The 7,487-nt window shown below is 77.0% G+C and carries 3 protein-coding genes and 1 pseudogene; all 4 read right to left on the bottom strand.

The features are described 5' to 3' along the window. A pseudogene (locus tag I53_RS10370) lies at positions 1 to 1,217 on the bottom strand (hypothetical protein); the annotation flags it as partial. A 195-nt stretch (positions 1,218 to 1,412) separates the two neighbouring features. Further along, positions 1,413 to 3,353 carry an SWIM zinc finger family protein gene (locus tag I53_RS10365; protein WP_043350097.1) on the bottom strand — a complete coding sequence of 647 codons (1,941 nt, stop codon included), beginning with the start codon at positions 3,351 to 3,353 and terminating at the stop codon, positions 1,413 to 1,415. A 9-nt stretch (positions 3,354 to 3,362) separates the two neighbouring features. After that, positions 3,363 to 4,493 (bottom strand): VWA domain-containing protein, encoded by a 1,131-nt coding sequence (locus I53_RS10360; protein ID WP_043350094.1) that lies wholly within the window; start codon positions 4,491 to 4,493, stop codon positions 3,363 to 3,365. Next, complete coding sequence (locus I53_RS10355; protein WP_251982283.1) at positions 4,490 to 7,384, bottom strand: DUF4132 domain-containing protein; 2,895 nt, start codon at positions 7,382 to 7,384, stop codon at positions 4,490 to 4,492. The genes I53_RS10360 and I53_RS10355 overlap by 4 nt, the downstream gene beginning before the upstream one ends. Positions 7,385 to 7,487 lie beyond the last annotated feature (103 nt).

Genomic DNA, 7,487 nt, shown 5'->3' with positions numbered 1-7,487 from the left:
CCGGGCCCGCGCCCCCGGCCCCCAGGTCCCGTCCCGGCTTGCGCCCACAAGGCGGTCCAGCGGGTCGGGGGTCGAGATCCTCCGGCCCGAGGGCCAGCAGGAAGCCCGTCGCCAGCGCGGTGAAGGCCCGGGTCCCCGACGGCGCCGCGCTTGCGCAGGGCGCGCCAGATCCGCCGCTTCATGTAGGCGCGGGTGGCCGTGGACAGGCCGAGCCGCGCCTCCGGGCCGTGGCGCGCCGCGTCCACCGCGACGTAGCGCCGGAGGTCGGGGACGTAGGCGTGGCTCCGGCCGGCCTGGTACATCGCCTGCGCGGTCTCGAAGCGCTGGGCGGCGGCGCCGAACAGGGCGGCATCGTCGGCCATCTCGGCGTGCTTGAACAGGCGCCGCAGGCCGATCAGGTAGGGTGGCCGCGCCGGCAGCCGGAGGAGGGCGGCGCAGAGCGTCGCGTGCAGCGCGGGCCGCCCCTGGGCAAGCCGGCCCAGCGCCACCAGGGCCGGCCCGACCCGGCCGGGATCATGCCGGGCGAGGCCGTCCAGCGCCCCGCACAGGCCGTCGACGTCGCCCGCCTCGGCCGGCCGGGCGACCATGCCGGGCAGGTCCGGCTCGGCCTCCGGCGGGCGATACGCTCCGGTGAGCGGGGCGGCCAGGGCGAAGCGGGCGAGGTCCCGGACGACGCTTCCGGGGGCGTCGGCGGCGATCGCGTCCAGGATCGGGCCCGCCTCCGCGCCGGCCGCCCGGGCGAGCGCCCAGACCAGAGCGTAGCTCGCCTGCGCCGGACCGAGGGCCCGCGCTAGGGCGATCAGGTCCGGGGCCGCCGCGGCCAGCCGCAGCTCGCCGATGCGCCAGAGCAGGCGGTCGCGCTCCCGCTCGGGCCAGCGCTGGTGCAGGCAGGCGGAGAGCCGCGCCCGCAGCACGGCCGCGCGCCCGTCGGCCGACGGCTCCGACGCGGCGGAGGGCTCCGGGCCGTCGATCCGCCGGTAGCCGCCGTTGATCTTCGCGACGATCACGCTGTCGAACACCCGGGCCGCCGCCTCGGCGGTGAGGGGCTGGGGTGTCTTGGAGCCCTCGCGCAGGGTCGCGCCGCGCCGGCCGTAGCGTGTGTTGACGAAGTAGCGCTCGGGCGTCCCGAGAGCCTCGTTCTCGATCAGATCGACGTCGTAGACCTTGTCGGAGGTGGCGTCCCGCAGGTGGAGGCGCGCCGCGCGGACGACCCTCATGCCACCGCGTGGGCGTGCGGGCCGCGCGCCGGACGAACGGGATGGCCCAGGCCTGGGCGACGATCGACGGATCCGCGCATTCGGGCTCCTCACGCAACGATCGGGACGGGACGGCCGGCGAATCACGGCGCCCGAAACCGCGGCAAGCTGCCCCAGGGCGCCGGATGGGGCAACCGCGTCCCCACGATTCCGTGATCAGCCCTCCGCCGGCCCGGGATCATCCCGCATGGCGGCGACCCAGAGGGCAGCCCGGGCGAAGGGATCGGGCTCCGCGCCCGGGGGGGCCAGGGCGGCGGCGAGGAAGGCCGAGAGCCGCGCGGCGGTGGCGGGATGCCCCGCCGCCGCGAGGCGCGCCACGAGGTCGGCCCCGCCGGCGCGGGCGTTCGCCGCGAAGGCCCGCCGCCCGGCATGGAGGGCGTTCGCCAGGAGTGCCGCCGCCTCGTCGAGGAGCGTGGCCGGCCCGAGGTCCGGTGCCGGCGGGATCGGGTGGCCGGCGCCGTCCGGGGCGGCGAGGTCGGGCACGACGAGCCGGTCGACCGACACCGACCAGGGATCGCAGACCAGGGCCCCGTCGGCGATCCGCACCGGGCCGGCGACCTGCCGCACCGGTCCCCAGCGCCCCGAGCAGGCGCCCGCGAGGGCGTCCAGGGCGTGCGGCGCGGCGGGGTCGTAGGCGCGGGCGAGATGCAGCGTGCCGCCCGCCTCCGGCAGTTCGACGGCGGCCTGCCACGTCTGGGCGCCCGGTGCCCAGGCCTGTCCCAGGACCGCGTCGACGGGGAAGACGTGGAAGGCCTCCAGCCGGTCGCGCGGCCGCAGGAAGGCCGGCGGCCGCTCGGCCAGACGGCGCAGGATCGACGGGACGTCCCGCGCCGCCAGGGGGGCCGGCACGGTCACGCGGGCGTCCCGCGGCAGCAGGGCCGTGCGGCCCTGCGCGCCCCGGCCGAGGGCGAGGAGCCCGTCCGCCCGGCGCCGGGCGACGCTGGTCAGGATCTGGCCCTGGCCGGTGCCCGAGACGGACAGGCCCGATCCCAGGAGCCGCCCGGGCAGGCTGCCGACGAAATCCACCTCGGCCTCGCCCGGCGCGAAATCGCGCTCCAGGGCCAGGAGCGCGCCGGTATCGGTGTCGGCCAGGGCCACCCGAGCGGTGGCCCCCCGGCCGCGGGCGAGGAGCCGGGCGCCCAGGGAAACCAGGCGCGTCCTGCCCATGGCGGTCTCGTAGGGCTGGCCGACGCCGAGGGCGGACTCCCCGCCCCGGACGCGGCCGAGGAGTTCCGTGGCGAGCGCCAGGACCACGGCCGCGTCGTAGGCGGCGTGACGCCCGGCATAGGCCGCGAGTTGCCCGGCCAGGTCCGCCTCGGCCAGCAGGATCTGCGTGGCGCCCCGCCTCTCGGCCGCCCGCCGCAGCCGGACGAGGGCGGCGTCGTGGGCTTCCGGACCGGATACCACCCCGGCCTCCAGCAGGCCGGCGACCACCCGGTCGGCGGCCTCCGCGAGGCCCTCCTCCGCCGGCCCCGCCTCCGCTCCGGCCGGCGCCGCCCCGCCCAGGCGAATCTCGGCGGCGCCCCCGGCCGCCCGGAAGGCGCGGATCGCCAGGGCGACGTGGGCGCAGCCGCCCCCCGCCGCGCAGTCGCAGCGGGCGTAGCCGACCGCGTCGGGCACGAGGAAGCGCACCGTCGCGGTCGGGAGCCGCGCGGCCGGGACGGCGCCGCGCTCCAGCCCGACCGTGATCCCACCCGCCAGGAGGCGCCGCAGCTCCGCCGCCGCCGCGCCGCCGAGCCCCGCCTCGAAGGCGGCGCCGTCGAGGCTGCCGGGATCCCAGGCGACCGCCGCGGGTGCGGCTGGCTGCGCCGGTCCATCCGCGACCGCCGCGGCCCGGTAGGCGACGACGAGGGCGACCCGGTGGCGGCACATCCCGCTCGCCGGGCAGGTGCAGCTGGCCTCGCCCGGGGGCCGGCCGGGGCCGAGCCGCGTGACCGTGCCGTCGGCGAAGCGCGCCTCGACGGTGCCGTCCTCGGCCTCCGCGAGGGCGGGCCCCTGGCCGGCGGCCACCTCGCGCAGCGCGCGCTTCACCAGGCCGGCATTGGCGAGCTGGACGAGGCCGTCATCCGTGAGGGCGCGGAGGTCGGGGCGGGCCATCGCCGCGGCTCAGCTCCGGATCGCGGCGGCGAGCCAGCCGGCGAGTTCGCCGGGCGTCATCGCGGCGATCTCGGCACCGGCCGCCACGAGCCGCTGGGCCATCGCCCGGTCGTAGGCGGGCCGGGCCGCCGAATCGAGGGCCGCGAGCCCGAGCACGCGGGTGCGCTGGCCGGAGAGCGCCCGCACCTGAGCGACCAGGGCGGCCTCGCTCGCGCCCTCGTAGAAGTCGGAGACCAAGACCACGATCGCCCGCTCCGGCGCGGTGATCAGGCCGGCCGCGTAGCGCAGGGCCCCGCCGATATCGGTGCCGCCGCCGAGCTGGACCTTCATGAGCAGCTCGCAGGCGTCGTCGCAATCGCGGGTCAGGTCCACCACCGCCGTGTCGAAGGCGACGAGATGGGTGCGGATGCCGGGGAGCTTCCACAGGCAGGCGGCCATCACGGAGGCGTGGATCACCGAATCGAGCATCGACCCGCTCTGGTCGACGAGCAGGATCACCTGCCAGGGCCGCATCTGCCGCCGGTTCCGAGCGAAGAAGTGCAGCCGCTCGACGGTGATCCGCCGGCTCTCGGGATCGTAGTGGCGCAGGTTGTCGCGGATCGTCCGGTTCAGGTCGAGGTCGCGGGCGCCGGGCAGGCGCGTGTGCCGACGCCGGTCGAGCACCCCCGAGAACGCCACCGCGAGGTCGCGCGCCAGCCGCTCCATCAGCTGCCGCACCACCTCCTGGACGAGCTTGCGGGCCATCACCAGCACGTCGGGCGCCATCAGGTGCTTGGTGCGCAGGACCGCCTTCAGCAGCGTCTCGTTCGGCGCGACCCGGGCCAGCACCTCGGGGTTCGTGACCACGTCGTCGATGGCGTAGAGCTCGATCGCGTCGCGCTCCAGCCGCTCGATGGTCTCGCGGGGGAAGAGCGTGTGGACCGCGTTGATCCAGCCCGGCACCGTCAGGGTCGAGCCCTCGCGGCCGCCCTGGCGCCGCTCCCCCCGCGCCGTCCCCTCGGCGTCGCGGCCGTAGAGCCAGTCGAGGGCCTGATCCATGGCGGCGGCCTCCCCCGACAGGGCGCAGCCGGCCCCCGCGCAGGCGGACTCCGCCGCCTCGCCCAGGATGAGCCGCCAGCGCGTGACGGGGTCGAGGCTCACCGCAGCCGCGTCCCGGCGAGGAGGCTCGGTCCGCGCAGGAGCTCGCTCGCCGTCACCGGCGCGAGCGCGCCGAAGGTCCGCTGGCCCGGCTCCGTCCGGTTGCTCCAGGGCGAGCCGAGGGTCAGGTCGCCGAGGGTCTGCTCCCGGTCCTCGAACTCCACCGCGCCGGTGAACAGGCCCTCCGAGAAGATCAGCGAGGCCTGGCCGGCGGCGCCCCCCGGGAAGGTGACGGTGCGCTCGATCCACCAGACCACACCGCCATCCTGCGGTGACCCGAGGGGCCAGCCCTTCGCGGCCATGCCGCGCAGGCGGTTGGCCTCCACCACGGTCCCGGCGAAGCGGCTCGTGGTCGATGCGGCCGCCTCGGCCTCCGTGAAGGCGTAGGTCTCGCGGGCGAGCTGCGGGAAGGGCTGGACGATCTCGTAGTCGCCGAACAGCGCCCCCCAGGCGGCCAGGGCCCCGGGGTCGAGTTGCAGGGGATGGACGAGGCCGATCAGGCCCGGGGCCGCCCCGGTCAGGTCGAGGTCGAGCGGCGCGTCGTCGGCATCCGTGAAGGTCAGGTCCTCGGCCACCCGGAAGGTCAGGCCCGGGCCGGTCCGCGGGTCGGCATCCGCGAAGGTGGCCCAGACGAGGCGCTGGGCGAGGTGGCGCACGAGCGGGTGGGCGGCGAAGCAGGGGCCGAACACCGTCGGCTGGACCCGGCGGGCGCCGGCGAGCATCGCCTCCAGGCGGGCCACCTGCAGGCTCGCCACGGCCCGCGCGTCCTTCTTCAGGGCACCCCAGCGGGCCACCGCCGCCGCGGCCTTGCCGGCATCGTCGGCCTTGGCGGGCTTGGGCAGGTCCTTGAGCCTCTGGCCGGCGGCGTCCCGGACCCAGGGCTTCAGGGTCTCGTCGAACCCGACCCGGAAGCCGCGGGGGCCGAAATCGAGGTCGAGGCCGCCGCGCTCGTCGAGGTCGAGGTCGGGGGCGAGCCGGTCGGCCAGCTCCTCGGGGGTGAGGCCGCGGGCCTCGGCGAGCTGGGCGATCTTCTGCCGGGCCTTCTCCTGGAGCCCCTTGAACTTCAGCTTCTCGGCGATGCCGTTTAGGTTCATCAGCGCGACGTCGGTGCCGATATCGACCAGCACGTCGAGTCCGGTGACCGCGCGGGCGTGGGCGGCCTCGCCGGGCCAGCGGCGGATCAGGCGGGTCAGGTCGCGGGCCGTGGCGTCGGTGCCGAACCAGCCCAGCGCGCGCAGGGCCCAGCCGTCCTTCGAGGGCGTCCCGGCGGCGATCCAGGCGGAGAACAGGTCCCACGCGAAGGCCGCGAGGCTCGCCTCGGTGCAGGCCTCGCGGACCATCGGCACGCCGGCATAGACGGCGTCCGGGTTGGTGAAGGACAGCATCTCGCAGAGGGTCAGGATCGCCGCGTCCGGCAGGGCGGTCCCGTCCCGCAGACGCGGGCGGGTCAGCATGGACGGCACGACCCAGGCGGGCGGCTTGCCGACCTTGGCGGGGACGCGGGCGAGGGGATCGCGGTCGAGCACCTGCGCGACCGCCTCCGTCACGTCCGGTGCCTGGTCCGCGTAGCGCGCGGCCACGGAAGTGATGATGGCGCGGCCGTCCGCCCGGTCCTGCGCCAGCACGCGCAGGGCGTGCTCGCCGGCGTCGCGCAGCGCCCCGGGCCGGCCCACGGCGTCGGGCAGCAGGCGGATGAGGGCGGTCTCGGGATGGCGGCGCAGCCAGGCCAGCGCCGGCTCGCGGGCCTTCTTGAGCTTCGTGAGGGCGCGGGCGGCGGGCACGGCGAGACGGCCATCGTCCACCGCCAGGACCGCCGGCAGGAGCCCAACCGGATCGGCCTCGACCAGCCCGACGAGGCCCGGCATCGCCCGCTCGCCGAACCGCGACAGCATCGCCCACACGATCTCCGGCCATTGCGAGACGTGGAAGCATCCCGCAACGACGCGCGACTGGGCCCAGAGGGCGAGCGCCAGGGGCTCGGGCTGCCGCTCCAGGCTGCCGACCAGTTGGCGATAGGGCGAGTTCGCCCAGTAGCGGCAGGCCTCGTCGATCTGGGCGACGCGGGCGGCGACCCAGGCGATCAGGGCCGGCGGGTCGTCGCGCGGCGGCTCGGAGAGCGGGGGCGGGATCCGGCTCCAGCCCTGCGTCGGATGGGCCAGCTCGGCGGCCGTGACGAAGGCCGGCAGGGCCTCCAGGCCATTGAGGGTCACGGCATTCCGCTCCCGCCAGTAGCTCGGCGCCACCTCCGGCACCGCATGCGCGAACGGCGTCGGCAGCGGCGTGAGGGCGAGGACGAGGTCGTCCCGGGTCCGGGCCTTGGCCCGCCAGGGCGGGTCACGCAGCACCCGCGGCCAGGCGGCGGGCTCCGCGAGGGGCACGGCGCGGGCCTCCGCCAGGGCTTCAAGGATCCCCCCTCCACGCCCGCCTGACGCCGCGAGCCAGCCGCGGACCCGGTCGAGGCCGTGGATATCGAGCGCCCGGTTCACCCGGGCGCGCAGGGCCGGCTCCGATCGGCCGCCCGCGAGGGCGGCGAGGCAGCGGGGCAGGATCGCGGCGGGATCGGCCTCCAGTGCCGCGTCGAGGGCCGCCGCGACGGGCTTCTCGTGGAGATGGGGCAGCAGGGCCGGCAGCGCGCCGGCCTCCCCCGTCGACAGGATCGCCAGGGCGACCGTCCGGCGCTGGTCGTCGGTGGCGTAGTGCAGCAGCCAGTCGAGGGACGGCAGCGCCGGCTGCCCGGCGGCGCGAGCGACCGCCAGCAGGGTCGCGGCCGCCTCCCCCGCGTCGACGGCGCAGTAGACGAAGTAGAAATGGTAGCTGCGCTTGGTCCCGCAGGGCGCGACCGCGTCCGGCGGCGCATCGGCGAGCAGCGGCACGTAGGCGGTATCGGCCGTCACGTCGATCCCCGCGGAAGCGGCGGCTTCGAGCACCGCTCGGGGCTTGAGCGGGTGCCGGGGCGGGCCAGTCCTCGGCCAGGATGAACCCCCAGGCGCAGGCCGC

The sequence above is a fragment of the Methylobacterium sp. B1 genome, from assembly GCF_000333255.1.
Lineage (GTDB): Bacteria > Pseudomonadota > Alphaproteobacteria > Rhizobiales > Beijerinckiaceae > Methylobacterium > Methylobacterium fujisawaense.
The sequence above is the reverse complement of the archived record's forward strand: the minus strand, read 5'-3'. Positions and strand labels throughout refer to the sequence as shown.